Consider the following 22,588-nt stretch of genomic DNA (forward strand, 5'->3'; position numbering starts at 1 on the left):
TTGCATCAACGCTGAAATCCCGGGGCTGCTTTGCAGCCCTTTCGCGGCACAAGGCCGCTCCTACAAAGGGACAGCGTACGGGCTCTTATGAGCTGCGCTATCATGCGGCCAGCTGTTTTCAGGTTGAGTTAAGGACCGGTGGTTAATCTTAACCCCGTAGACAAATTACATATCTCGCTGGAGAGAACCTCATGAAAACTTTGACTGCCCTTGTTACTGCCGCTGCCCTGACGTTTGGCGCCAGCGTTGCCCTGGCCGATGTGCCGGCTCACGAGATCAGTGGCCTGGAAAAGGCCGGTACCGTTCAGTCGCTGCAAAAAATCGCAGACATCGCCAAGGCCAAGCACCCGGGCGCCACCATCACCGATTCCGAGCTGGAAAACACCTATGGCCGCTACGTGCTCAAGGTCGAGCTGCGTGATGCGCAGAACGCCGAGTGGGACGTGGACGTCGATGCCAAGACTGGTGAAGTGCTGCGGGACGCCCGGGACAACTGATGGGCGATCTACCGCGAACGACGCGCTATCTTGCCTTCGCATTGATGACCGTCTGCTCGCTGGCCGCCGCGCGCGACCTGGATCAGGATGAAGCCCTGGCCCTTCGGCAAAAGGGCATCATCCTGCCGCTGGAGCAACTGCTCGAGTCCGCCCTGGGGCGTTACCCCGGGGCGCGGCTGCTGGAGGCGGAGCTGGAAGAGAAGCACGAGCGCTACGAGTACGAGGTCGAACTGCTGACCCCGGCCGGCGTGGTGCGCGAGATCAAGCTCGACGCCCGCACCGGCGAGTTGCTCAAAGACGAGGAAGACGACTGAATGCGCCTGCTGCTTGTCGAGGACAATGTCCCCCTGGCCGACGGACTGACCGCCGCCCTGCAACGCCAGGGCTACGCCGTGGACTGGCTGGCCGATGGCCGCGACGCGGTGTACCAGGGCCAGAGCGAACCCTACGACCTGATCATCCTCGACCTCGGCCTGCCCGGCTTGCCGGGGCTCGAGGTACTGGCGCAGTGGCGCGCGGCCAGCCTGGCCACCCCGGTGCTGATCCTTACCGCTCGCGGTTCCTGGGCTGAGCGGATCGAGGGGCTCAAGGCCGGCGCCGACGATTACCTGAGCAAGCCCTTCCACCCCGAGGAGCTGCAACTGCGTATCCAGGCCTTGCTGCGCCGGGCCAAGGGGCTGGCCAACCAGCCGAAGCTGGAAGCGGCCGGCCTGCACCTGGACGAATCGCGCCAGTGCGTGAGCCGCGAGGGTATCGATGTCCAGCTCACCGCGGCCGAGTTCCGCCTGCTGCGCTACTTCATGCTGCACCCGGGGCAGGTGCTGTCCAAGAGCCACCTGGCCGAGCACCTGTATGACGGTGAAACCGAGCGCGACTCCAACGTGCTGGAAGTGCACGTCAACCACCTGCGGCGCAAGCTCGGCCGCAGCGTGATCGAGACCCGTCGCGGCCAGGGCTACGTATACGCCGGGAGCGCCGCGTGAAGTCGATCCAGGCGCGCCTGAGCCTGGGCCTGGTGGCGGTACTGGTGGTGGTGGGGCTGGCCCTGGCGCAGTTGACCCTGTGGCTGTTCGAGGCCGGTCTGCAGCGCTACCTGGAAGCGGGCCTGCGCAAGGAGAGCGAGAACCTGCTGGTGGCGCTGGTGCGCGGCCCGTCCGGCTTGCAACTGGACGAGCGACGGCTGTCGGCGGCCTACCAGCAGCCGTTCTCGGGCTACTACTTCCGCATCGATTTCGACCAGGGTACCTGGCGCTCGCGTTCGCTGTGGGACCTGGACATGCCCAAGCCCGGCAAGCCCGGGCTGGATGACGGCCACGAGCTGGGGCCCGAGGGCCAGCAACTGCTGGCCTATCGCGGCGATTACCGACGCCTGGGGCAGGACATCTCGATCAGCGTGGCCCAGGACTATTCGCCGGTGCGCGAGGGCTTCCGGCACATGCAGCAGATCGGCCTGGGCCTGGGCCTGGTGGCGTTGCTGCTGGTGCTGGTGCTGCAGCGCATCACCGTGACCCGCTCGCTGCGCCCGCTGGAACGGGCGCGTCAGCAGATCGCCCAGCTGCAGCAGGGCCAGCGTTCGCAACTGGACGCCGAGGTCCCCAGCGAGCTGCAACCCTTGGTGGACCAGATCAACCATCTGCTGGCCCATACCGAGGACAGCCTGCGGCGCTCGCGCAATGCCCTGGGCAACCTCGGTCATGCCTTGAAGACACCCTTGGCGGTGCTGCTCAGCCTGGCCGCCAGCGAGCGCCTACAGGCGCTGCCCGAGGTGCGTGCGCAGATGCGCGAGCAACTGGAGCAGATACAGCAGCGCCTGGCCCGCGAGCTCAATCGCGCACGCCTGGCCGGTGACGCGCTGCCGGGCGCGCAGTTCGACTGTGATGCCGAGTTGCCAGGGCTGCTGGCGACCCTGGGCATGATCCATGGCGAAGGCCTGCTGCTTGAGCGCGATGTACCGTCCGGCCTGTTGCTGCCCTGGGACCGCGAGGACCTGCTGGAACTGCTCGGCAACCTGCTGGACAACGCCTGCAAATGGGCCGACAGCGAGGTGCGCCTGGGCATCGCGCCGACCGCCGAGGGTTACCGGCTGTGGGTGGACGACGATGGTCCGGGCATCCCTGAGGCGCAGCGCCTGCAGGTGCTCGAGCGCGGCTCGCGGCTGGACGAGCAGGTCGATGGCCATGGCCTGGGGCTGGGTATCGTGCGCGATATCGTCGAGGCCTGGGGCGGGCGCATCGCGCTGCTGGAAAGCCCACAGGGCGGGCTGCGGGTCAGTATCGAACTGCCGCGAAAAGGACGTTGATCGGCGTGCACAACCCCCTGTAGGAGCGGCCTTGTGCCGCGAAAGGGCTGCGCAGCAGCCCCGACGATTTTGCATGATGTAGAGATCGTGGGGCCGCTACGCGCCCCTTTCGCGGCACAAGGCCGCTCCTACAGGGGATTGCAAAACTCGGATCAACCCTGCAAAAAAATTGCAGTTCAGCCGCAGTTTTTTGAATTGGCCCGCCATTGCCCACACCCGGCACAATCCCTCCCCACGAAACCCTGCGGTTTCCATCTCTCCATGGACGGAGCCCCTTGCGCCACTGCATTGCGCAACACAGGGCCCAGGCCGGTCGCGCTGGGCTTTCTTTTTCCGCACAAGAACACGATCCGAATACCTCGATGTCTGCCTCGCGTCCCCAATCCCGCTTTCAGCGCCTGCTTCCGGCGCCCCTGAACATTCCCAAGAAAGAGTGGCTGCGCGCCGGCGTCGGCGCGCTGCTGGGCCTGTTTCTCGCCGGCTATCTGTGCAGCCTGGCCTACGGCCCATCCATCGCCCTGCACCTGCTCGGCCCGCTGGCGGCCTCGGCGGTACTGGTATTCGCCGTGCACTCCGGGCCCCTGGCCCAGCCCTGGCCGGTGCTGGGCAGCTACGCCTTGGCCGGCGTGGTGGGCCTGGCGATGCGTCACGGATTTGGCGACGGTCTGTGGGTCGCGGCGGCGGCGCTGGCTGTGGCGATCCTGGTGATGTGCCTGCTGCGCTGCCTGCACCCGCCCGGTGGCGGCGTGGCGGTGAGCGCGGTACTGGCCGATCCGGGCCTGGTGGCCATGGGCGACCACCTGCTCGAACCGGTGCTGCTCAATGCGCTGGTGCTGGTGGGCGTGGCGGTGCTGTACAACCGCCTGACCGGGGTGCGTTACCCGAAGGGCGCGGTGCCGCGCAAGGACCCGCACCATACTCACGATCCCCTGCCGGGCGAGCGGGTCGGTATCCGGGGCGAAGACCTGGACCAGGCCCTGGCAGAGATCGGCGAGTTCGTCGACGTCACCCGCGACGAGCTGGAGCGCATCATCCTGGCCACCGAGCAGCATGCCTTGCAGCGCAGCCTGGGCGGTATCACCGCGCGCTCGGTGATGTCCCGCGACGTGCAGGCCGCCACGCCGGCCACCACCCTGGAGCAGGCCTGGCAGATGCTCGCCAGCCACCACCTGAAGACCCTGCCGGTGCTCGAGGAAGGGCGACTGGTCGGCATCGTCAGCCTCAGCGACCTGGTCGGCCCCGCCATGGCCCGCGGGTGTTTCAGCTGGCGTGGCCTGTTCCGTCGCCAGACCGTGCGCCTGGAGCAGGTGATGAGCCGCCGGGTGGTCAGTGTCGACGGCGAGCAGCCCCTGGAGCGCTTGCTGCCGTTGCTCGGTGAACAAGGCTTGCACTGTCTGCCGGTGCTCGACGGCGAGCGCCTGGTGGGAGTGATCACCCAGACCGACCTGATCGCCGGCCTCAAGCGACACCTGCTCAGCGCCGCCGCGCCGGGCTCAGATCACCGGGTCCCAGCGCTGTGACCAGTCGCTTTCGCCAGCGGCCACCAGCCGACGCAACACGCTGAAGGCCTGCTGCAAAGCCTCGCTGTCGCGTTCGCGGGCGTGTACCAGGAAGGTCGGGTAGGTAAATTCCGGCGCCTGGGGCACGCGCTCGAACACGCCGCTCTGCAGGTAGGCCTGCACCACCCGCGTGCGGAAATAGCCGCTGCCGCCGCGGTCGAGGATGAACTGCAGGGCCAGCGGCCCGAGGTTGAAGCTCAGGGCCGGGCGTGACAGGTCGGGCAGGGCGGCATCGTGCTGGCGGCGGAAAGCCTCGCCCCAGTCGATGTAGACATAGGGATCGGGCGCATCGACCCGGCGCACGCGGATCAGCTTCTCTTCCATCAACTGCTCGACCTGCAGGCCCGGGCCATAGGTTGGCTGATAGACCAGCGCGGCGTCGAGCAGGCCCATCTCTACCTTGCGCAGCAGCGACTCGCCGTCGCTGACCTCGCTGCGGATGGCGTGGCTGGGCAGCTCCCGGTGCAGGGCGCTGACCCAGTCGAGCAGCATCGGGTTGCCCAGGCTCACTTCGGCGCCCACGTGCAGCACCTGCTGGCAGCCCTGGGGCAGCGGCAGGTCGCGGCGCGCCGCTTCCCAGGTCTGCACCAGCTGGTTGGCATAGCTGACGAACGCCTCGCCGTCGCTGGTGAGGCTGGCGCCATTGCGGCTGCGCACGAACAGCTGGCAGCCCAGTTGCTGCTCCAGGCGTTGGACCCGGGCGCTGATCGCGGTCTGTGACACGAACAGGCGCTCGGCGGCGGCAACCAGGCTGCCGCAGCGGACGATTTCCAGGAAGGTGCGGGCCTGATCGATGTCCATGGGGCGCTTCTGTGGCTGAAGGGGTGCCCTATTCTAGAGGCTTTGCACCGTTGTGGGGCGCTTAACCGGGTAATTGCGCCACCAGGCTGGCGAAGGACGGGCGTGCCATCACATCGGCCTGTTGGCAGCGCAGCGCCAGTGCCTGCAACGCGTGCTCCTGCTCGGCGCACTGCTGCAGCAGTTCCTCCAGGAGGATGCCGAAGGCGCGCACCTCCAGGCGTTCGAGGGCCTGGGCCTGGGCCCCGCCATCCTGCGGATGGAACGAGGCGGCGCCGAAGTCACCCAGCAGGCACTGGCCATCGTCGTCGAACAGGATGTTGTGGGCATAGAGGTCGCCATGGCTCAAGCCACGCTCATGCAGGTGGGCGCAGACCGAGGCGATGCCGCCGACCAGGCGGCGCAGGGCGGGCAAGGTCAGGCGGCGGTTGTCCGGGTGGCGGTCGCGGGTGCAGCTGTCGAGGCTGGGAGGTCCGGCCAGGTTCGACCAGTGCGCGTCGATCAGTTGCATCACCAGGGCCGGCAGTTGTTGCGGGTGGTCGTCGATGCGTCCGGCCAGGCGCACCAGTTGCGGATGGTCACCGGCGGCGATGCAGGCGCTCATTTCCGCCAGCGGCGAGCCATCGCTGGTGATCGCGCCCTTGTACAGCTTGACCGCCACCGGGGCATCCTGGCCGCGCAGGTGGGCACGGTGAATCACTCCGGAGGCGCCACGGCCGAGTTCTTCTTCAAGGTCGATGTCCTGCCAATGCAGCACCGGGCAGTGCCCGTCCGTGGCGGGGGCGACCAGGCCCGGCGGCAGCGGGTTGTCGGCATACGCCAGCCAGGCCAGGCGTGGCATGCGCAGCAACCAGTCGGGCAGGGCTTGCAGGCGGTTGCTGGCGACGCGCAGCAGCTCCAGTCGCTCGCAGCGCGCCAGGCTCTGCGGCAGGGCGCGCAGGCGATTGCCGGCGAGCATCAGTTTCTGCAGCTGAGCACAGTCGCCCAGGGCTTCGGGCAGTTGTTCCAGCGCGTTGTCGGTGAGCACCAGCGAACGCAGCGCGGGTGGCAGCGCCTGGGCGTCGACCCGGGTGATGCGGTTGCTCCTGAAACCTGCGGTCTCGAGCGCCTGGCAACGGCCGATGGCGTGGGGCAGGTGGGTAAACCGGTTATTGGAGCAGAACAGCACCTTGAGCCGGGTCAGGCGGTGCAGGTCTGCGGGCAGGTCACTCAGCCTGTTGCCGGTGAGGTCGAGTACCTCGAGGCTGTCGGCCAGGTCGAAGATCTCCCGGGGGAAATCGGTCAGCTCCTGGCAGAGGTTCAGGCGGGTGATGCCGCGCAGGCGGCCGGCGCGCAGGTCGTCGAGGGTATGCATGGGACTGTTCTGTATTCGAGGCCGGGCATTGTAAACGCTCGGGTGCGGCAAATCTGCATATGGGTTGCGACTTAAGTCCGATGGCGGCGCCGTCACCCCGGTCCATACTCAAGGTTCGCCCTTCAATAACAACAAGTACCGGGTTGCGAACCAATGACCTATCAGCACAGCTACGCCCATTCCATTTCCGATCCCGCCGACTTCTGGCAGGCCCAGGCCGAGCAGCTGGCCTGGCAGCGCAAGCCGACCCAGATCCTGCAGCAGAACACCGACGGCACCCACCGCTGGTTCGCCGACGGCCGCCTCAACAGCTGCCACCTGGCCCTCGACTACCAGATCGAGCAGGGTCGTGGCGAACAGCTGGCGCTGATCTACGATTCGCCCGTGACCGGCGTGCAGGAGACCTTCACCTACCACCAGTTGCGCGACGAGGTGGCGCGCCTGGCCGGGCTGTTGCGTTCGCTGGGCGTGGGCAAGGGTGACGGGGTGATCATCTACATGCCGATGGTGCCCCAGGCGGCCATGGCCATGCTCGCCTGCGCCCGCATCGGCGCTGTGCATTCGGTGGTGTTCGGCGGCTTTGCCGCCAACGAGCTGGCCCTGCGCATCGACGATGCCCGGCCGGCGTTGTTGCTCACGGCCTCGTGCGGGCTGGAGTTCGACCGGGTGATCGAATACAAGCCCCTGGTCGACCGCGCCCTGCAGCTGGCCCGTCATCAGCCGCGGCATGTGCTGGTGCTGCAACGCCCGCAGGTGCGCGCCGAGTTGCGGGCCGGGCGCGACCTGGACTGGCAGCATGCGCTGGTCGGCGCCGAGCCGGTGGCACCGGTGGCGCTGGACGCGGGTGACCCGCTGTACATCATGTACACCTCCGGCACCACCGGCAAACCCAAGGGCATCGTGCGCGAGAACGGCGGCAACGCAGTCGCCCTGTGCTATGCCATGCGCCATGTCTACGGCATGCAGGCGGGCGATGTGTGGTGGGGCATTTCCGATGTGGGCTGGGTGGTCGGCCATTCACTGATTGTCTATGGGCCGTTGATGAGCGGCTGCACCACGGTGTTCTACGAGGGCAAGCCGATCCGCACCCCGGATGCCTCGGCCTACTGGCGGGTGGTGGAGCAGTACAAGGTCAACGGCTTGTTCTGCGCGCCCACCGCCATGCGCGCGATCCGCAAGGAAGACCCGGACGGTGAGCTGATCCGCCGCCACGACCTGGGCTCGCTGCGCCAGCTGTTCCTGGCCGGGGAGAAGCTCGACTCCAGTACTCATGAATGGCTCGAGCGGGTCAGCGGCAAGGCGGTACATGACCACTGGTGGCAGACCGAGACCGGCTGGCCGGTGACCGCGCCCTGTGTTGGCCTTGAAGGCAGCGCGGCGCGGCCGGGGTCGAGCAACCGCGCGGTGCCGGGCTACCACGTGCAAGTGCTGGACGACGACGGCAAGCCGTTGGGCCCCAACCAGCAGGGCGCCATCGTCATCACCCTGCCGTTGCCGCCGGGCTGCAGCCAGACGCTGTGGGGCGATCACGAGCGCTACCTGCAGGCCTACCTGCACAGCTATCCGGGCTATTACCACACCGGCGACGGCGGCTATCTCGACGAGGACGGCTTCGTCTACATCATGGGGCGCACCGATGACGTGATCAACGTCTCCGGGCATCGGTTGTCGACCGGTGAAATGGAGGACCTGGTGGCGCGTCATCCGGCGGTGGCCGAATGCGCGGTGATCGGCGTGCACGACGAGATCAAGGGCCAGGTGCCGTTGGCGCTGGTGGTGCTCAAGGACGGCCAGGGCATTGGCGAGGCGCAGTTGCAGGGCGAGCTGGTGGCCAGCGTGCGGGAACAGATTGGTGCGCTGGCATGCTTCAACCGGGTGCGCCTGGTCAAGCGCCTGCCCAAGACCCGCTCGGGCAAGATCCTGCGGGCGGTGCTGCGCAAGATCGCCGATGGGCAGGACTATGTGCCGCCCTCGACACTGGATGATCCGGCGGTGCTGGCTGAAATTGAAGGCGTGCTGGCGGACCTGCCCAGGGCAGGTTGAAGTCATCGCGGGGCAAGCCCGCTCCCACAGAAGTGGTGCCGATCTTGAGAGCCAGCCCTTTCAAGGTCTGTGGATGCGAAGATTGTTGACCGAGTGAGGGCCACCAAGTGTTCGCCGCAACTCTAACGTTGAACACCTTGAAAGGGCTGATCTTAAGAGCTGCGCGGACCCTGTGGGAGCGGGTTTGCCCGCGAAGAGGCCCGCTCAGGCGATAGAGCGTTGGGCCCCCACCTGGTGCAACTGCCCCAACCGGCTGCGGGTGCGCATCAGGTCGGCCAGCGACCCGTCCAGGCTCTGCTCCAGTGGCCGCTTGCCGATCACCGTCACCTGGCGGTCCTGGTCGTACAGCACATCCACCAGGTTGACGAAACGCTGCTGTGCCGCCTGCGAGCATTCGGCCAGGTCGTCCAGGCCCTCGATGATCCAGTGGTCATAGCGTTCGGCCAGGGCCAGGTAGTCGATCACCGCGGTGGGCTGCTCGCACAGGTCGTGAAAACTGAATACGACCTGGCGTCCCTCGCTGGCCAAGGCGCGCAACGGGCGCTGGTTGACCTCCAGTTGCAGTGGCTGCGACGCGGGTAGCCGCAAGCGCACGCGCTGCTGCGCGTCGCCCGGCCAGACATAATGCCCCTGGGTAAACCGCTGATGCTCATGGTTGGCCGGCAGGCTGCGAAAATCCGTGTCACCGTTCACTTCCAGCACCTGCATGCGGCTGGTGATCAGGCGGATCACCGGCAGGAAGCGCTGGTGGTACAGCGGGTTGGGCAGCAACCCCTCGGGGGCGTAGTTGGAGGTGACCAGCAGGAACACGCCACGGGCGAACAGGGCATCGAACAACCGGGTGAGCAGCATGGCGTCGCCGATGTCGTGGACGTGGAACTCGTCGAAACACAATACCCGGCAATCCCCCAGCAGTTCGTCGAGGGTCGCCTCCAGGGCATCGTCCAGCGCCCGATGGCGATGCATCCCCTGGTGCAGACGGGCGAAGAAGTCATGGAAGTGCAAGCGACGCTTGGCCGCCGTCGGCACGGCCTGGAAGAAGCCATCGAGCAGCCAGCTCTTGCCCCGTCCGACCGCACCGTGCAGGTACAGGCTGCGTGCCTGGCCCGTCGCGAGCGCGGCCAACTGCGTGGCCATCGCTGCGATCACCTGTCGTTGCCCGTCACTCAGGGTGTAGCCGCGTTCGGTCGCGCGGTCCTGGAAGTAGTTCGCAAGGGCGCTGTGCGCAGGTGGCTCGTGACGCAAACGTTGGCCGAGCAGGCGCAAGGGCGCGGGAATCCAGGTGGACAAGTGACAGGCTCCTCGGGGCGGATCTGGGGCAGGGCGCAGCTTGCGCGACGCCGGGCATTTTGACCAATCGAGAATCTGTCGGGCAATGATCGTGAAATGCGATAGGTCAGGCCTTGTGCTCCAGCTGTCGCTCGATCATGTACTTGATCGCCAGGCGGCGCTCCTTGAGATGGCGCAGGTCGTCGTCCTGGAAGTTGCCGGCCGAGATCGACTCGGCAGCCAGCACCTGGTTGTCGATGTCCATGTACTCGTCGAGCAGACGGTCGAGCTGCGGGTCGTGCTGGCGTCGCTGCTGGACGATCTCGCGGGGGTAGTGCAGGTCCTGGTAGAGGTCGTGGGAAACAGGCATGGCGTCCTCCTTGTGATGCGCCGATGGGGTCTATCTGGTTGGAAGGGAGGAATGCGATTGTGTTGAGGCAAGGAGGGGGAATTGCGACGAATGGTTGTCGTGGAGACTATCGCGGGGCAAGCCCGCTCCCACGCCAGAACACTTTGCCTTTGGGAAATCATTGCGCAGAGCATCGTCTGCGTGGGAGCGGGCTTGCCCCGCGAGAGGGCCGGCAGAAACCCCACAAATTCGGGCTGGTACAACTAACCTGCTGTTTTTCTGCGTTTTTTTCAAAAAAAAGCTTTCCACCTCGAAAAAAGGTTGTTAAAGTGCCGGCCATTCCCAAGCAGCAACACACGGAGCTGCAAGGGGGTTGTCAGTGAGGCAGTGAGTCAGTCACTCGCCAGATCCGATACAGGGGCGTCGCCAAGCGGTAAGGCAGCAGGTTTTGATCCTGCCATGCGTTGGTTCGAATCCAGCCGCCCCTGCCATTTTTCAAGCTATACCTTCTCCTTAAATCGCCTTTCGGCGATTTTTTCGTTTCTGCCTACCGGTTTTCCAGCAGCTCGGCCAATGCCTGGGCGAGGGCGTGTTCTTGCACCGGTTTCTGCAGCACCTGGCACCCCGGCAACTCCAGCCCTTGCAACTGCGCGTAGCCAGTGAGGAACACCACGGGCAGCCGTGGGTAGCGCTCGCGGGCCGCCAGGGCCAACTGGGCACCATTGAACTCGGGCATGGCGAAGTCGGTGAGCAGCAGGTCGATGCGCTCGTCGAGCAGCGCCATGGCCTGCTTGCCGTCATGCGCCTGCTGCACCTCATAGCCTTGGCGGCGCAGCAGGTCGCCGATCATCTCGCGCACCAGGTGGTCGTCGTCCACCAGCAGGATGCGCCGGTCCGTGCCCTGGCCGGACGGCGGACGCAGTTCGTCCTGGCCTGCCGTCAAGGCATCGGCGCGGGCCTTCACCGCTGGCAGGTAGACACTGACCAGGGTTCCGCGGCCCGGCGTCGTGTCGATGCGCACGCCGCCGCCGGACTGCTTGGCGAAGCCGAACACCTGGGCCAGCCCCAGGCCCGAGCCCTTGCCGATGTCCTTGGTGGTGAAGAAGGGCTCGAACGCCTTGGCCAGCACGTCCTCGCTCATGCCGCAGCCGCTGTCGCGGATGCTCAGCACCACATAGTCACCGGGCTCCGGTTCTTCCGGGCGCTGCGCACGAGTGCTGACCCGGGTGTTGCGTGTGGCCAACGTCAGTTGGCCTCCCTCGGGCATCGCGTCGCGAGCGTTGATCGCCAGGTTGAGGATGATCATCTCGGTCTGGGTCGGGTCGGTCAGGGCCTGCCACAGGCCGCTGTCCAGCTCCAGGCGTACCGAGATGCTGCCGCCCAGGGTGCGGCGCAGCAGTTCCTCCAGCCCCGAGAGCGTGCGGTTGAGGTTCAGCGGCACCGGCTCCAGCCGCTGCTTGCGGGAGAACGCCAATAGCTGAGCGGTCAGCTTGGCCCCGCGCTCGCCCGCCTCGCGGATGTGCTGCAGGCGTTTGTGGGCCTTGTCCAGCAAGCCCTTGTCCAGGTCGCTCTGCAGGAAGCTGGCGCCGGTGAGAATCACCGTCAGCAGGTTGTTGAAGTCGTGCGCCACCCCGGCGGTGAGCTGGCCGACCGCTTCCAGGCGCTGCATCTGCTGCAGCGCGGCCTCGATGCGTTCACGCTCGGCAATCTGCTCGCGCAGGCGCTCGTTGGCCTCGGCCAGGTCCAGCACCGCCTCGCGCTCGCTGGAGATGTCGCGGGCGACTACGTGCAGCAGGTTGTCGTCCGGCACCACCACCCATGACAGCCAGCGTTGCTGGCCTTCGGCATGCAGGATACGGCCGACGAAGCGGGCGCTGGTGCGCCCCTGGGACAGCGCGGCCAGTTCGGTGAGCAAGCTTTCCTGGTCGGCCTCCGGCAGCAGATGCAGCAGCGAGATCTGCGCCAGGCGCTCGCGAGGGAAGCCCAGCGCCGTCTCCCAGGCCGGGTTCAACGCCACGGGAGTCAGGTCCTTGTTGAGCACTGCCAGCAGATCCTGGGACAGCTCCCAGGCGCGGTCACGCTCGCGGGTGCGGCGCTCGACCCGCTCGCCGAGCATTTCGTTGAGCTGTTCCAGCGCCTGGGTGGCCTGGCGCTGCTGGTGGATGTCCTGCAACACGCCGGAAAAACGCACGCACAGGCCGTCGACGAACTGGGTCTGGCCGGTGGACAGCAGCCAGCGTGGCTCCAGCGCGCCGGTCTGGGCGATGCGGAATTCGGCGCGGTAGTGGCCGTCGCTGTCCGCGCGCATGGCCTGCTCCACCGCGTCGCGCACGCGCGGCAGGTCGTCGGGATGGATGCCGGCGTAGAACACCTCGAGGCTCATCCGGGTGTCGCCGGGCAGCCCGAACAGCATCTTGCAGCGATCGTCCCAGACCATCTGCCCGTCCTGCGGATGGTAGTCCCAGGTGCCCATGCCGGCGGCGTCGATGGCGATGCGCGCGCGGGCCTCGGCCTGGGCCAGGGCCTCTTCGGCGCGGCGCCGGCGCTGGCGTTCCTGCACTTCGGTGAGTGCCCGACGCACCGCCTTGGGCAGCAGCGGCAGGTTCTTCTTCAGTACGTAGTCGGTGGCGCCGAGGCGGATCATCTCCACCGCGTGCTCCTCGCCGTAGATGCCCGAGAGGAAGATGAACGGAACGTGCGGGGCCAGGCGCTGCGCGGTGGCCAGCACGTCGGCGCCGGAGGAGCCCGGTAGCACGCAGTCGCACAGGATCAAATCGTAGGAGGCTTCGCGCAGGGCATGCTCGGCACCGACATGGTCGAACACCAGCCGCGATTGCACCTGCAACCCGCTGCGCTCCAGGCGCACCAGGATCAGCTCGGCATCCATGGCGCTGTCTTCGACCATCAACAGCTTCAGCGGGGTGTGCTGCATCGTGCTCGCCTCAATTGCTGCCGCGTCGGTTCAGGCGCAACGAACCGGGTGGTGGTTCGTTGAGCACCGCCCAGAACATGCCGAGGTCGGAGATCGCGGTGACGAACTCCTTGAACTCCACCGGCTTGACCACGTAGGCGTTGACCCCCAGCTCATAGGCCCGGCGCAGGTCAGGGCCTTCCCGCGAGGAGGTCAGCATGACGATGGGGATGCTGCGCAACTCGGCGGTGTCGCGCACCACCTTGAGTACTTCCAGGCCATCGACCTTGGGCAGCTTGAGGTCGAGCAGCATCACCGCCGGGTTGCCATCATCGCGTTCGGCATAGGCGTTGCGTCGCAACAGGTAGTCCAGCGCGTCGGCGCCATCGCGCACGACGATGACCTCGTTGGCCAGTTGGCTGCGCTCCAGGGCGAGAAGGGTCAGTTCGAGGTCTCTGGGATTGTCTTCGACCAGCAGGATGGGTTTGAGCATGATGTCCGGCCTCAGGCAGACGTGGGGTGGAGGGGTAGGGTGAAGTGGAAACTGGCGCCCTGGTCGATGTGTCCCTCGGCCCAGACCCGGCCATCGTGGCGCTCGATGATCCGCCGTACGCTGGCCAGGCCGATGCCGGTGCCCTCGAATTCTTCCATGCGGTGCAGGCGCTGGAACACCCCGAACAGCTTGTCGGCGTAGGCCATGTCAAAGCCTACGCCATTGTCGCGCACATGGAACTCGATCTCGTGCCGGTGGCGCACGGCACCGATCTCGATGCGCGCCGGGTCGCGGCCACGGGTGTACTTGATGGCGTTGGCGATCAGGTTGTGCAAGACCATGTTGATGAAGGCCGGGTCGGCGATCACCTTGGGCAGCTCGGCGATTTCCCAGACGATGGCGCGGCCGGCGTAGTCCGGGGCCATCTCGGCGCGAATGGCATCGATCAGGGTGTTGAGGTCGACATCGGACAGGCGCAGCGCCGAGCGACCCATCTGCGAGAAGTTCAGCAGGTTGTCCACCAGGGTGCCGGCGAACTGCGCGGCATCCTCGATATGGCCGAGGAAGCGCTTGCCGCGTTCGGACAGCTGCGCGCCCTCGGTCTCGCCGAGCAGCTCGCTGTAGCCGGCGATGTGCCGCAACGGCGCGCGCAGGTCATGGGACACACTGTAGGAGAACGCTTCGAGTTCCTTGTTCGAGCGTCTCAGCTCGCCGGCCAGCTGCGCCATTTCCTCGGCCTTGCGCAGGACGATGCCGAGCACCGCGCCGCGCAGCTCCTGCACGCCTTCGATGATCAGCGGATCCCAGGGCGCGCTGAAGCCGCGCACTTCCTCCTGCCAGCGTTCGAAGCTGTGCCGCGGGTTGAGGTTGCCTTGGGGGGCCACGGTCTTCTCCGGGCGGCCGGCCCAGTTCACCGTATGGGCCTGCTCGGGGCGGAACCACAGCAGATAATGCGAATGGATCTGCGAGATCGCCACCGCCAGCACGCCGGCGGCATGCCGGGCCAGTTCCGGCAGCTCATCGATATCGCGCCGCACGTTGTCGGTATGGAACACCGCGTCGCCGCCGCGCCACGCCAGCCAGTGCGCCAGGGCGTTGACCTGCGCCGCCGGCGGCGTTGCGCCGATCAGGTCGCAGCGTTCGGCGCTGATGATCGCCGCACCGGTGGCCCCGGCGAACTGCAGCATCACCTCGGGCAGGGCCAGCAGGCCGTCACTGACGCTGTCGTGATCGGCCATCGCGGCGAGCATGCGCACGATGCGCTGGCGCAGGTCGAGGAGCTGGCGGGTGCTGTCGTGCGACTCGATGGCCTCGATCTGCAGCGACAGCACGTTGGCCAGCAGCTCGCAGGCGGTGCGGGTCTTGAAGTCCACCGGGCGCGGTTGCTCGTGGTGGCAGGAGACCAGCCCCCAGAGCCGGTCGTTGACCACGATGGACAGCGACATCGAGGCCAGGGTGCCCATGTTGCGCATGTACTGCAGGTGCACTGGCGAGACGCTGCGCAGCGCGGCGAAGCTCATGTCCAGGGCCTTGCCGGTGCGCGGGTTGGCGGCCGGCACCAGCGGCGAGGGCTGGTAGTTGGCGTCCTCGATCACCCGGATACGGTTGATCCGGTACAGCTCGCGGGCCTGGCGCGGTATGTCCGAGGCCGGGAAGCACAGCCCCAGGTAGCTGGGGTAGCCAGGGTCGGCGTCCTCGGCCAGGACCGTGCCGGTGCCCTCGCTGTCGAAGCGGTAGGCCTTGACCCGGCCGAAGCCGGTGATGCGCTTGATCTGCCGCACCGACTGCTGCAACAGCTCGTCGATCCGGGTGGCCTGGTGCAGGGTGCTGACGAAGGCGCGGACCAGGGGGTAGTAGTCGTCCTTGCCGGTGTTGCCCGGCGGGTTGCGCAGAGGCTCGAACTCGAGGATCAGCACCTGGTCGTGACGGTGGGCCAGCACCCGTAGCGCGGTGGGCCAGGGCGCGCCGTGGTGCAGGTGCGCATCGCCGATGTGGAACGGGAAGATTTCATCATCGGGCAGGTTCGCCAGCTGTAGGCGCAGATCGAAGCCTTCGCCGACCAGTTCGGCGAAGGCCTGGCCGGCCAGGGCGCGGGCCGGTACACCCAGCCAGCGCTCGGCATTCTCGCTGGCCTGGAGCACGCGCAGGTCGGTCTCGTCCAGCACCAGCAGGAAACCCTGGGGCTGAATGCTGCCCGGAACCTGGATCGGTTCCTGGGCACAGCGCTCGATTGCCTGGTCGAGTGAGGTCGGGTCGGTCGTCACGGGACTCTCCTGTTAGGGTCCGTCCACGCATGGGCCATGCGTATGCACAGGATATTGTTGGTGAACGGTATCAGAATGGCGGCCGCTTTGCCGGGGTCTGGTTATTTGAAAGGTGATGGGCGCCAGGGTTTCGTGGCTGGGGTGGGAAATTTTCCTGCGGATGTGGTTGCCGGGTGCCTGGCGACAGGTTTGCAGCGCTCTCGAGATCGAGCGCCGCGCGGGCGGCGCTCGGTCTCACAGGCGCCAAAACACTCCCGGCGAACACCATGGCAACCCACGGCCTTTCGACAACCCCTCCACCCAGCCCTTTTCATTAATGCCAAAGAGGGGTAGGCCCACCCCGGCCCGGATCCAATCGCGCTGCTACGCTCAAGCTCAACCCATACGCACAAGGATCGACCGGTGACGGAGCGCTTAGTGGCCATGCTGTTGGGCCTGTGGTTGAGTGGCAACGCCATGGCAGCGGATTTTCTCGTTGAAGTGCAGGTGCGCGTGCAGCGCGGCTGCATGCTGGTCAACCAGCAGCGCGACGCCGGCCCGCAGGCACTGGGGCGCATCGACCTGGGCAGCGTGGCGCGCCTGGACGGCCCGGGCGCGCCGGCCAGTGGCGTGCTGCTCGCCCAGCGCCCGCCGCGCCTGGAATGCAACCCGGACACCCCGTACCAGGTGCGTGTCGATGGCGGCCAGCACGGCGGCGTCGGCGAAGTGCGCTACCTCGCCAGCCCCGATGCCCAGGCCCGGCCGATTCCCTACCGCCTTTACCGTGACGCCGCCTGGCGCCAGCCGCTGGCGGTGGACGTGGCGCAATCGGCGCGGGTGCCGGACAGCGGCTCGGTGGAGCTGCCCCTCTACGCACGGATCGACACGCTGGCCTGGGCGCCCCGCGCCGGGCTGTACGCCGACTTGCTCAAAGTCACGGTCACCTGGTAAGGAGGCTGCATGCTCATGGACGCGTTGCACCGTGGTTCGATCCTGCTGCTGACCCTCGGCCCGCTGCTGCTGCCCAGTGGCGCGGCCCACGGCACCACAACCGGCTTCATCCAGGCACGGCTGGTGATCAGCGCCGCCTGCCAGATCAGCAGCGACCCGCAACCGGCCACCCTGGGCAACCCGGGCCTGATGGACTTCGGTGCCCGCGGGCCGACCTGGGACCAGCCGCTGACCAGCCGGGTCGACGAAGCCGGCGGCGAGGGCAGCCTGCAGATCAGCTGCTCGCCGCAGGTGCGCGCCTTCAGCGTGCGCATCAACGGCGGGCAGAACGGCAACGACGGCGTGCGCCGCCTGAGCAACGGCCGCGAGCTCATTCCCTATCAACTGGCCATCGACCCCGGCGGCAACAGCCGCTACGGCATCGGCCAGGCCCGTACCTTCACCATAAGCGGCACCCAGCAGGTGCCCGTGCCCATCTATGGCGTGGTGGTCGCGCAACCGCGCGCGCTGCCCGCCGGGCTGTATCGCGACACCCTCAGGGTGACCCTGGACTGGTAACACGCAAGGAGATTCCGATGCCCAAGCACCTCACCCGCTGCATCCTCGCCGCCCTTGGCCTGGCCCTGGTCGCCCAGGCCCAGGCCGCCACCGTGACCGGCACCATCAGCTCGACCCTGACGCTGACCGCCGCCTGCCAGGTCAACGGCAGCGGCGGCACCTCGGGGCTGAACTTCGGCAGCCTCAACTTCGGCACCCAGGACTCGCTGTTCACCACCGCCAATGGCCAGGTGCTCGGCGGCGGTGGCGGGGCCATGAGCATTCTCTGCTCGGCAGGCACGGTGCCGACGATCAAGGTGCGTGCCGGTACCCATGACTCGCAGTCCGCCGGCGGGACCCGGGCCCTGGCCGATGGCGCGGGCAATTTCGTGCCCTACGACTTCTACACCGACGCCGGGCACACTCAGCTGCTGGCGATCGACGGCACCATCACCCTGCCGACCAGCACCGGCGTGGCGCAGACTGTCAACCTGTACGGCCAGGCCCGCGGCAAGGCCGGCCTGCCGGCCGGGGTGTACACCGACACGGTGGCGGTCGAGCTGAGTTTCTGAGCCATGCCGGGCACGGCGCGGCTGCTGGCCGTCGGGCTGTGCCTGGCGCTGACCCAGGGTGCCCATGCGGTCACCACCAGCACCTTCCAGGTGACGGCGCAGATCGTCGCCGGCTGCCTGGTGGTCGGCGGTGTGACGGCCTATGGCGTGCTCGACTACGGCACCAGCTCGGCGCTGTCCACCGCCACCCTGAGCACCTCGCTCGGCGGCAGCACGGTGACCTTCCAGTGCACCCCCGGCGTGGCCCTGAGCATGAGCCTGGACGGCGGCCAGAACAGCGCCAGCGGCACGCGCAACCTCAAGCGTTCGGGGGGCACGCAGTTGCTGGCCTACCAGCTGTACCGCGACGCCGCGTTCAGCCAGAGCCTGGGCATCGGCAGCAGCGTGGCGGTGAGCTACAGCGACCCGACGGCGATCAAGCTGCCGGTCTATGGCCGTACCACCCTGACCGGCACCCTGCCGGCCGGGACCTATACCGATGTCGTGCAAGTGACGGTGACCTGGTGACAGGCCGCCGCGAATAACCGAGAAGGAGAGGGGCATGGGGGCAGGCGCGAAACGGGCGCGTGGGATCATCGGGCTGCTGCTGTTGGCCAGCTGCGCATCGGCCTTCGCGGCCACTTCGGTGCTGATCTGGCCGATCGACCCGGTGCTGGAGGCCGACCAGAAGGCCGGCGCGCTGTGGCTGGAAAACCGCGGCTCGGCGCCGACCAGCCTGCAGGTGCGGGTGTTCGCCTGGCGCCAGGGCGAGTACCAGGAGCAGTTCCAGGCCCAGCGCGAGATCATCGGCAGCCCGCCGGTGGCCACTATCGCGCCGGGGCAGAAGCAACTGATCCGCCTGACCCGCACCGGCAGCTCGCCCGCAGGCCAGGAGCAGGCCTACCGCATCATCATCGACGAGATCCCTTCGCCGCTGCCGGCCGATGCCGCCAGCGAAGGGCCGAAGGCGGCGATCCGCCTGCAGATGCGCTACTCAGTGCCGCTGTTCGTCTACGGCGAGGGGCTGTGGGGCAAGCCCGACCCGGAAGGCAGGCGCAGCGCCGAGGGCGTGGGCAAGCCGCAGTTGAGCTGGCGCGCGGTGAGCGTGCAGGGCAAGCCCTATGTCGAGCTGCGCAACACGGGGCCGGTGCATGCGCGGCTGACCGATGTGGTGCTGCAGCAGGCCGGCCAGGACCGGCCGCTGGTCGAGGGGTTGCTTGGCTACGTGCTGCCCGGCGCCAGCATGCGTTGGCCGGCACCGGCCACGCCGGGTGCGGCCAGCGTGCTCAAGGGACGGGTCAACGGCCAGGAGGTGGCCCAGGCCATCAAACAGGGGCAATGAGCCGCGCTTGAACGGATCACAGGGGCCAGGGAGGACCCGGTAATGGTTGGAAATCGTGTGTGAGCTGGGTGCGGGTGGCAACGCACCGGTTGTGGCTGGGCCTGGCGGTGCTGGGGCCCGGCCTGGGCGTGGCCGACGACCTGCCGCCGCCGCCCTCGGAACATGCCGCCATCGCCGACGCCACGCTGTACCTCGACCTGCTGGTGAACCAGGTGGCCAAGGCTGAGCTGGTGCCGGTGCAGCAGCGCGCCGGGCGCCTGTATCTGGCCAGCGAGGTGTTGCGCGAGGCGGGCGTCAGGCTGCCGGGCGAGCCCCAGGGCGAAGTGGCCCTGGACGAGATCCCCGGCCTGCACAGCGACTACGACAGCCAGAACCAGCGCCTGCTGCTGCAGGTGCCGCCGGCCTGGCTGCCCGACCAGCAGGTCGGCGAGCGCAACCTGTACCCGGCCAGCGACGCCCGCAGCAGCTTCGGCGCCTTGCTCAACTACGATGCCTACCTCAACGACACCGACGAGGGCGGCAGCTACCTGGCCGCCTGGAACGAGCTGCGCCTGTTCGACGACTGGGGCACCTTCTCCACCACCGGGCAGTGGCGCCAGTCGTTCAACGGCGCCCAGGCCCAGGGTCGCCAGGGCTTCCTGCGCTACGACACCACCTTCCGCTACACCGACGAGCAGCGCCTGCTCACCTATGAGGCGGGCGACCTGGTGACCGGCGCGCTGCCCTGGACCACCTCGGTGCGCGTGGGCGGCCTGCAACTGTCCCGCGACTTCGGCGCCCGTCCCGACCTGGTCACCTATCCGCTGCCGGCCTTTGCCGGCGAAGCCGCCGTGCCGACCTCGCTGGACCTGTTCATCAACGGCTACAAGAGCAGCAGCACCGAACTGCAGCCGGGCCCCTACACACTGACCAACGTGCCGTTCATCAACGGCGCCGGCGAGGCCGTGGTGGTGACCACCGACGCCCTCGGCCGGCAGGTGTCGACCACCTTGCCGTTCTACGTCACCAGCAGCCTGCTGGCCAAGGGGCTGTCGGACTTCTCGGTGGCCGCCGGCAGCCTGCGCCGCGACTATGCCGTGCGTGATTTCGCCTATGGCCCGGGCGTGGCCTCGGTGACCTTGCGCCACGGGGTGTCCGACTACTTCACCCTGGAAACCCATGCCGAAAGCGCCGAGTCGATGATGCTCGGCGGCCTGGGCGGCAACCTGCGCCTGGGTACCTTCGGCGTGCTCAACGCGGCGCTGACCCAGAGCCGTTTCGAAGGCGATACAGGGCAGCAGGTGGCGCTGGGCTACCAGTACAACAGCCGGCGCATCGGCTTCAACTACCAGCGCGTGCAGCGCCACGGCGACTACGCCGACCTGTCGCTGGTCGACAGCCCCTTCACCCGCCTGAGCCAGCGCAGCGAGCAGGCCACCCTGAGCCTCAACCTGGACCGCTACGGCAGCCTCGGCGCCGGCTACTTCGACGTGCGCGCCGGCGACGGCACGCGCACGCGGCTGATCAACCTGAGCTGGAGCAAGCCGCTGTGGCGCAACAGCAGCCTGTACCTGTCGGCTAACCGCGAGGTCGGTGACAGCCAGTGGGCGGTGCAGGCGCAGCTGGTGATCCCCTTCGACCTGCGTGGCACCCTGGCCTTCAGCGCCGAGCGCAGCAAGGACGGCCAGGACCTGCAGCGGGTCAACTACAGCCAGGCGGTGCCGGTGGGCGGCGGGGTGGGCTACAACCTGGGCTACGCCACCGGCGGCAATCGCGATGACTACCGCCAGGCCGACCTGACCTGGCGCCTGCAGTCGGTGCAGTTGCAGGTGGGCGCCTACGGCAGTAGCGGCGAGATGACCCGTTGGGCCGATGCCAGTGGCTCGCTGGTGCTGATGGACGCAGGTTTGTTCGCCGCCAACCGCATCGACGACGCCTTCGTTGTGGTCAGCACCAGCGGCTACGCCGACGTGCCGGTGCGCTACGAGAACCAGCAGATCGGCCGCACCGACCGCAACGGCCACCTGTTGGTGCCGTACAGCAGCGGCTACTACCGCGGCAAATACGAGATCGACCCGATGGACCTGCCCGCCGATGTGCTGGCGCCGCAGGTGGAGCAGCGCGTGGCGGTGCGTCGTGGCAGTGGCTACTTGCTGGAGTTCCCGCTCCAGCGTGTGCTGGCGGCGAGCCTGGTGCTGGTCGATGCTGACCAGCAGGAGCTCAAGCTGGGCAGCCGGGTGCACCACCAGGAGAGCGGCGGCGAGGCGGTGGTGGGGTGGGATGGGCTGGTCTATCTGGAGAACCTGTCAGCGCACAATCGCCTGCAGGTGGACAAGGCTGATGGCGGGCAGTGCCAGGTGGCGTTTGACCTGCCTGAAGGGCAGGGCCCGATTCCGCTGATCGGCCCGCTGGTGTGCCGATGAACTGGCTGGCCAGGGGGTGCCTGGCGGGGCTGCTGCTGTTGCCAGGGCCGGCCTGGGCGTTGTGCTCGGCGGTGGCCACCGCGCCGGCGGCGTTCGGATCGGTCAACTCGACGCTGGTGCGCACCACGGTGCAGAGCGCTTCGAGCACCAACGCTGGCCTGCAATGCACCGGTTCGCTGTTGTCGTTGCTGGTCAGCAGCGACCATTTCTACGCCACCATCACCTCTTCCAGCAGCGGCCTGGTGGGGCCGACCGGCGATGTGATCCCCTATACGATCTACGCCAACAACACCACCAGTTACCCGATCAGCCGGGGCGTGCAGTTCGACTTTGCCCGCAACGGCATCATCGACGCCCTCGGCCTGCTCAACGGCACCACGCCCAAGACCGTGCCGCTGTACCTGAAGACCGTGGTCGGCGCCAACGTCGCCGCCGGCCTGTACCAGGAAACCCTGAACATCGCCTGGAGCTGGAACTACTGCTCGGGTATCGGTATCGGCAACATTTGCCTGGGGCGTGACATCGGCAGCGGTAACCAGACCCTGCTGGTCAGCCTTACGGTGACCAACGACTGCCAGATCACCACGCCCAACATCAGCTTCGCCAGCGCGCCGGTGGTGGCCGGGTTCGGCACGGTGAACCAGAGCGTGAGCGTGTCGTGCACCAAGGGCAGCAACTACACGGTGGGGCTGGATGACGGGCAGAATGTCTTGAGCGGACGGCGGCGGATGAAGTCCAGCGCCAACAACTACCTGGCCTACGATATCTTCAAGAGCGCCGGCGTGGTGCGCTGGGGCTCGGTGGGTGCGGCGCGGCGCTCGAGCAGCGATGCCGAGGTGAACCCCGGAGCGGGGACCGGGACCGGGAGCCAGGTGTTCAACTACAACGCCAAGGTGTACACCGACCAGGCCACGCCACCGGCGGCGACCTATACCGACAGTGTGATTCTGGATGTGCAGTTCTGAGTGATGCAACTTGCCGTGCGCCCCC

The 22,588-nt window shown here is 67.4% G+C and carries 20 protein-coding genes and 1 tRNA gene; 14 read left to right on the forward strand and 7 right to left on the reverse strand.

Features of this window, described 5'->3' with window-relative positions; translation table 11 throughout:
* Positions 1–191 precede the first annotated feature (191 nt).
* From NMG10_RS01270 to NMG10_RS01290, 5 genes are all read left to right on the forward strand, one after another.
* The gene (locus NMG10_RS01270; RefSeq protein ID WP_234562621.1) at positions 192–497 is read left to right on the forward strand and encodes a PepSY domain-containing protein; all 306 of its coding nucleotides are present in this window, start codon (positions 192–194) and stop codon (positions 495–497) included.
* Positions 497–811, forward strand: coding sequence for a PepSY domain-containing protein (locus NMG10_RS01275; protein WP_203647354.1), 315 nt, complete (start codon positions 497–499; stop codon positions 809–811). The genes NMG10_RS01270 and NMG10_RS01275 overlap by 1 nt, the downstream gene beginning before the upstream one ends.
* Positions 812–1,480, forward strand: a complete 669-nt coding sequence (locus tag NMG10_RS01280) for a response regulator transcription factor (RefSeq protein WP_254463524.1) — start codon at positions 812–814, stop codon at positions 1,478–1,480.
* Positions 1,477–2,796, forward strand: a complete 1,320-nt coding sequence (locus tag NMG10_RS01285; protein WP_203647353.1) for a sensor histidine kinase — start codon at positions 1,477–1,479, stop codon at positions 2,794–2,796. The genes NMG10_RS01280 and NMG10_RS01285 overlap by 4 nt, the downstream gene beginning before the upstream one ends.
* A gap of 362 nt (positions 2,797–3,158) precedes the next feature.
* The gene (locus NMG10_RS01290; protein ID WP_254463526.1) at positions 3,159–4,316 is read left to right on the forward strand and encodes an HPP family protein; all 1,158 of its coding nucleotides are present in this window, start codon (positions 3,159–3,161) and stop codon (positions 4,314–4,316) included.
* Here the strand turns inward: NMG10_RS01290 and NMG10_RS01295 are convergent.
* Positions 4,290–5,156 (reverse strand): LysR family transcriptional regulator, encoded by an 867-nt coding sequence (locus NMG10_RS01295; RefSeq protein ID WP_203647351.1) that lies wholly within the window; start codon positions 5,154–5,156, stop codon positions 4,290–4,292. The two genes, NMG10_RS01290 and NMG10_RS01295, sit on opposite strands and share 27 nt — an antisense overlap.
* 61 nt (positions 5,157–5,217) lie before the next feature.
* Positions 5,218–6,507 carry a leucine-rich repeat-containing protein kinase family protein gene (locus NMG10_RS01300; RefSeq protein WP_254463528.1) on the reverse strand — a complete coding sequence of 430 codons (1,290 nt, stop codon included), beginning with the start codon at positions 6,505–6,507 and terminating at the stop codon, positions 5,218–5,220.
* 153 nt (positions 6,508–6,660) lie between these two features.
* On the opposite strand from NMG10_RS01300, the gene NMG10_RS01305 reads away from it, so the two are divergent.
* On the forward strand, positions 6,661–8,550 hold the full coding sequence (locus NMG10_RS01305) for a propionyl-CoA synthetase (protein ID WP_254463529.1): 1,890 nt from the start codon (positions 6,661–6,663) through the stop codon (positions 8,548–8,550).
* A 204-nt stretch (positions 8,551–8,754) separates the two neighbouring features.
* On the opposite strand, the gene zapE is transcribed toward NMG10_RS01305, so the two are convergent.
* Together zapE and NMG10_RS01315 are read right to left on the reverse strand one after the other, a co-directional pair.
* Entirely contained in the window at positions 8,755–9,840 is a 1,086-nt protein-coding gene (zapE, locus tag NMG10_RS01310; protein WP_254463531.1) for a cell division protein ZapE, read from the reverse strand.
* 106 nt (positions 9,841–9,946) lie between these two features.
* Entirely contained in the window at positions 9,947–10,189 is a 243-nt protein-coding gene (locus tag NMG10_RS01315) for a hypothetical protein (RefSeq protein ID WP_050705088.1), read from the reverse strand.
* Positions 10,190–10,584: 395 nt separating this feature from the next.
* Between NMG10_RS01315 and NMG10_RS01320 the strand changes: the two genes are divergently transcribed.
* A tRNA-Gln gene (locus NMG10_RS01320) sits at positions 10,585–10,659 on the forward strand.
* Between the two features lie 56 nt (positions 10,660–10,715).
* Here NMG10_RS01320 and NMG10_RS01325 read toward each other — a convergent pair.
* From NMG10_RS01325 to NMG10_RS01335, 3 genes are read right to left on the reverse strand one after another with little or no spacing between them, the layout of a single operon-like run.
* Positions 10,716–13,100, reverse strand: a complete 2,385-nt coding sequence (locus tag NMG10_RS01325) for a hybrid sensor histidine kinase/response regulator (RefSeq protein ID WP_254463533.1) — start codon at positions 13,098–13,100, stop codon at positions 10,716–10,718.
* Between the two features lie 10 nt (positions 13,101–13,110).
* A complete protein-coding gene (locus NMG10_RS01330) occupies positions 13,111–13,572 on the reverse strand; it encodes a response regulator (protein ID WP_050705090.1) in 462 nt (153 codons plus the stop codon).
* Between the two features lie 11 nt (positions 13,573–13,583).
* On the reverse strand, positions 13,584–15,836 hold the full coding sequence (locus tag NMG10_RS01335) for an ATP-binding protein (RefSeq protein WP_232855894.1): 2,253 nt from the start codon (positions 15,834–15,836) through the stop codon (positions 13,584–13,586).
* Positions 15,837–16,238: 402 nt separating this feature from the next.
* Between NMG10_RS01335 and NMG10_RS01340 the strand changes: the two genes are divergently transcribed.
* The 7 genes from NMG10_RS01340 (at position 16,239) to NMG10_RS01370 (ending at position 22,563) form a co-directional block, all read left to right on the forward strand.
* A complete protein-coding gene (locus tag NMG10_RS01340; RefSeq protein ID WP_203647346.1) occupies positions 16,239–16,766 on the forward strand; it encodes a spore coat U domain-containing protein in 528 nt (175 codons plus the stop codon).
* A gap of 24 nt (positions 16,767–16,790) precedes the next feature.
* A complete protein-coding gene (locus NMG10_RS01345) occupies positions 16,791–17,324 on the forward strand; it encodes a spore coat U domain-containing protein (RefSeq protein WP_050705101.1) in 534 nt (177 codons plus the stop codon).
* A 17-nt stretch (positions 17,325–17,341) separates the two neighbouring features.
* Complete coding sequence (locus NMG10_RS01350) at positions 17,342–17,875, forward strand: spore coat U domain-containing protein (protein WP_232855895.1); 534 nt, start codon at positions 17,342–17,344, stop codon at positions 17,873–17,875.
* A 3-nt stretch (positions 17,876–17,878) separates the two neighbouring features.
* Positions 17,879–18,382 carry a spore coat U domain-containing protein gene (locus NMG10_RS01355; RefSeq protein WP_186713543.1) on the forward strand — a complete coding sequence of 168 codons (504 nt, stop codon included), beginning with the start codon at positions 17,879–17,881 and terminating at the stop codon, positions 18,380–18,382.
* Between the two features lie 34 nt (positions 18,383–18,416).
* A complete protein-coding gene (locus tag NMG10_RS01360) occupies positions 18,417–19,196 on the forward strand; it encodes a molecular chaperone (RefSeq protein WP_203647344.1) in 780 nt (259 codons plus the stop codon).
* Between the two features lie 68 nt (positions 19,197–19,264).
* Complete coding sequence (locus NMG10_RS01365; protein ID WP_232855920.1) at positions 19,265–21,598, forward strand: fimbria/pilus outer membrane usher protein; 2,334 nt, start codon at positions 19,265–19,267, stop codon at positions 21,596–21,598.
* Positions 21,595–22,563, forward strand: coding sequence for a spore coat U domain-containing protein (locus NMG10_RS01370; RefSeq protein ID WP_232855896.1), 969 nt, complete (start codon positions 21,595–21,597; stop codon positions 22,561–22,563). Before NMG10_RS01365 ends, NMG10_RS01370 begins: the two co-directional genes overlap by 4 nt.
* The last annotated feature ends 25 nt before the right edge of the window (positions 22,564–22,588 follow it).

The sequence above is a fragment of the Pseudomonas sp. DVZ6 genome, assembly GCF_024259445.1.
Taxonomy (GTDB): domain Bacteria; phylum Pseudomonadota; class Gammaproteobacteria; order Pseudomonadales; family Pseudomonadaceae; genus Aquipseudomonas; species Aquipseudomonas peradeniyensis.

Coding starts and splice junctions, on each gene's coding strand:
- NMG10_RS01325 (WP_254463533.1), bottom strand. CDS start 13,100: ATGCAGCACACCCCGCTGAAGCTGTTGATGGTCGAAGACAGCGCCATG.
- NMG10_RS01305 (WP_254463529.1), top strand. CDS start 6,661: ATGACCTATCAGCACAGCTACGCCCATTCCATTTCCGATCCCGCCGAC.
- NMG10_RS01275 (WP_203647354.1), top strand. CDS start 497: ATGGGCGATCTACCGCGAACGACGCGCTATCTTGCCTTCGCATTGATG.
- NMG10_RS01330 (WP_050705090.1), bottom strand. CDS start 13,572: ATGCTCAAACCCATCCTGCTGGTCGAAGACAATCCCAGAGACCTCGAA.
- NMG10_RS01355 (WP_186713543.1), top strand. CDS start 17,879: ATGCCGGGCACGGCGCGGCTGCTGGCCGTCGGGCTGTGCCTGGCGCTG.
- NMG10_RS01295 (WP_203647351.1), bottom strand. CDS start 5,156: ATGGACATCGATCAGGCCCGCACCTTCCTGGAAATCGTCCGCTGCGGC.
- NMG10_RS01350 (WP_232855895.1), top strand. CDS start 17,342: ATGCCCAAGCACCTCACCCGCTGCATCCTCGCCGCCCTTGGCCTGGCC.
- NMG10_RS01370 (WP_232855896.1), top strand. CDS start 21,595: ATGAACTGGCTGGCCAGGGGGTGCCTGGCGGGGCTGCTGCTGTTGCCA.
- NMG10_RS01280 (WP_254463524.1), top strand. CDS start 812: ATGCGCCTGCTGCTTGTCGAGGACAATGTCCCCCTGGCCGACGGACTG.
- NMG10_RS01300 (WP_254463528.1), bottom strand. CDS start 6,507: ATGCATACCCTCGACGACCTGCGCGCCGGCCGCCTGCGCGGCATCACC.
- NMG10_RS01290 (WP_254463526.1), top strand. CDS start 3,159: ATGTCTGCCTCGCGTCCCCAATCCCGCTTTCAGCGCCTGCTTCCGGCG.
- NMG10_RS01270 (WP_234562621.1), top strand. CDS start 192: ATGAAAACTTTGACTGCCCTTGTTACTGCCGCTGCCCTGACGTTTGGC.
- NMG10_RS01315 (WP_050705088.1), bottom strand. CDS start 10,189: ATGCCTGTTTCCCACGACCTCTACCAGGACCTGCACTACCCCCGCGAG.
- NMG10_RS01360 (WP_203647344.1), top strand. CDS start 18,417: ATGGGGGCAGGCGCGAAACGGGCGCGTGGGATCATCGGGCTGCTGCTG.